The 2,099-nt window shown below is 60.3% G+C and carries 2 protein-coding genes; both read left to right on the top strand.

The window, feature by feature from the left end; genetic code table 11:
• Positions 1-76: 76 nt before the first annotated feature.
• Complete coding sequence (locus QMX98_RS34220; RefSeq protein WP_145309814.1) at positions 77-988, top strand: LysR family transcriptional regulator; 912 nt, start codon at positions 77-79, stop codon at positions 986-988.
• Between the two features lie 103 nt (positions 989-1,091).
• Complete coding sequence (locus tag QMX98_RS34215; RefSeq protein WP_077747342.1) at positions 1,092-1,985, top strand: NAD-dependent epimerase/dehydratase family protein; 894 nt, start codon at positions 1,092-1,094, stop codon at positions 1,983-1,985.
• The last annotated feature ends 114 nt before the right edge of the window (positions 1,986-2,099 follow it).

Genomic DNA, 2,099 nt, shown 5'->3' with positions numbered 1-2,099 from the left:
CGTTTTAGCAGACGCCTTCGCCGGCAAGCCTGGCTCCTACAGAGGCCGGCGCTGAATTGATCGATGAGGGGCGTCCGTGAAAGCCAGATCCGATGAGTTGCAGATTTTCGTCTGCGTGATTGAGTGCGGGTCGATTTCCGCGGCGGCCGAACAGGTTGGGCAGACGCCTTCGGCGGTCAGCCGCACGCTGTCGCGGCTGGAGGCCAAGCTCGATACCACGCTGATCAACCGCACCACGCGGCGCATGGACCTGACGGAGGAGGGCAAGTATTTCTTCGAGCACGCCAAGCTGATTCTCGATCAGATGGACGAGCTCGAAGAACGCCTGACCTCACGCCAGCAAACCCCGTCCGGGCGTCTGCGGATCAACGCCGCCTCGCCGTTCATGCTGCACGCCATCGTGCCGTACATCGACGAGTTCCGCCGCCTCTACCCCGACATTCAGCTCGAACTCAACAGCAACGACCTGATCATCGACTTGCTCGAACAAAGCACCGATATCGCCATCCGCATCGGCGCACTGGCCGATTCAACCCTGCACGCACGCTCACTGGGTTGCAGCCCGCTGCACATCCTCGCCAGCCCGGCGTACCTTGAGCAACACGGCACGCCAACGGCGGTTGCAGACCTGGCCGGGCATGCGTTGCTGGGTTTTACCCAGAACGAGGGCCTCAACCAGTGGCCGCTACGGTATGTGCACGGTGATCGCTGGCCGATTCAGGCGTCGATCAGCGCCTCCAGCGGCGAGACGATCCGGCACCTGGCGCTGGAAGGCCAGGGCATTGCCTGTCTGTCGCACTTCATGACGATCGACGACATTCGTGCCGGTCGCTTGCAGGTGCTGCTGGCGGATTTCAACAGCGGCTATCGCCAACCGATCAACGCGGTGTACTACCGCAACTCGCAACTGGCCCTGCGCATTCAATGCTTCCTGGACTTCATTCAGGGCAAGTTGGCGGCTTATGCGAATGCGGACTTCACAGGCTGATTCGTGATCCCTGCGCAAGAGTGATTTGGGTCAGCGGGTCTGTTTCACCACGGGACGGTCCTCGATACTCAATGCATCACTTATTCACGCAGGGAGTTTCTCCATGAACGTATTCGTTACCGGCGCTGCTGGTTTCATCGGCGGCTCCATTGCCACCGGTCTTGTCCGGGCGGGCCATAAAGTCACCGGCCTGGTTCGCAACGCCGACCAAGCCACTGAACTGAGCGCAATCGGTATCATCCCGGTGATCGGCACTCTTGACGACAGCGCACTACTGGCTGAACAGGCCCGCGCCGCCGATGCCGTGATCAACGCTGCCAGCAGCGACCATCGTGGCGCGGTGGAAGCCTTGCTCAATGCGTTGCGCGGCTCCCACAAAGTGTTCCTGCACACCAGTGGTTCGAGCATCGTCGGCGATGCCTCCGGCGGTAAAGCCAGTGACGTCATCTACTTCGAAGACAACCTGCCGGAACCGACCGTCGACAAGGCTGCCCGCGTGGCCATCGACAACCTGATCCTCGCCGCGGCGAAAGACGGCGTGAACTCGGCCGTGATCTGCAACACCCTGATTTACGGCCACAGCCTGGGCGTCAATCGCGACAGCGTACAATTGCCGCGCTTGCTCAAACAGGCGCGTAAAAGCGGTGTGGTCCGACATGTCGGCACGGGTCAGAACATCTGGTCCAACGTACACATCGAAGACGTGGTGTCCCTGTATCTGCTGGCACTGACCAAAAACGTACCAGGCACGTTCTACTTCGTCGAAAGCGGTGAAGCGTCCTTCATCGACATGACCACGGCCATGGCTGAAGCGCTGAAACTGGGCAAGGCGCAAGACTGGCCGTTGAAAGACGCCGAAGCCGAATGGGGTTATGAAATGGCCAACTATGGCCTGGGCTCCAACAGCCGGGTGCGCGGCAAGCATGCGCGTGAATTGCTGGGCTGGGAGCCGAAACGGACGTCGGTGGTTGAATGGATTCGGGACGAGATGGTTTGAGTTCGCTTTAGGCCGCGTCGCTGCAATCGCGAGCAGGCTCGCTCCCACAGTTTGATCTTCATTGGACACAGATTTTGTGTGTAACGGACATCCACTGTGGGAGCGAGCCTGCTC

The sequence above is a fragment of the Pseudomonas sp. PS02303 genome, from assembly GCF_029959925.1.
GTDB lineage: Bacteria > Pseudomonadota > Gammaproteobacteria > Pseudomonadales > Pseudomonadaceae > Aquipseudomonas > Aquipseudomonas mandelii.
Note: the sequence above shows the minus strand (reverse complement) of the source record. Positions and strands in the feature narration are given on the sequence as shown.

Coding starts and splice junctions, on each gene's coding strand:
- QMX98_RS34215 (WP_077747342.1), top strand. CDS start 1,092: ATGAACGTATTCGTTACCGGCGCTGCTGGTTTCATCGGCGGCTCCATT.